The organism is Herbaspirillum sp. C7C8, from assembly GCF_022627875.1.
GTDB lineage: Bacteria > Pseudomonadota > Gammaproteobacteria > Burkholderiales > Burkholderiaceae_D > Herbaspirillum.
Genome location: NZ_JABXGG010000069.1, coordinates 1 through 276 on the forward strand (window position 1 = coordinate 1; position 276 = coordinate 276).

At 62.7% G+C, this 276-nt stretch carries 1 protein-coding gene; it reads left to right on the forward strand.

Annotated features, from left to right (window positions below; genetic code table 11):
- Position 1 precedes the first annotated feature (1 nt).
- On the forward strand, positions 2 to 276 hold a 275-nt coding region (locus HWE01_RS22685; RefSeq protein ID WP_241822964.1), incomplete at its 3' end, for an aromatic amino acid lyase.

Below are 276 nucleotides of genomic sequence, written 5' to 3' on the forward strand. Positions count from 1 at the left end.
CATCACCATCGACGGCTTCAACCTCACCGCCGCGCAAGTCCTCAGCGTGGCCCGCGCCCCGCACCTGAAGGTTGCACTGGCCGATTCCTCGCGCAGCGCGCTCAAGCAAAGCCGCGACTACATCGAATCCACCTGGATGCACGATGAAGCCCCCATGATGTACAGCTTCAACACCGGTGTGGGCTTGCTCAAGGACACGCGCATCAAGGTCGAGCACATCGAGCTGTTCCAGACGCAACTGATCCGCGCGCACAGCGCAGGCATCGGCGAGCCGTT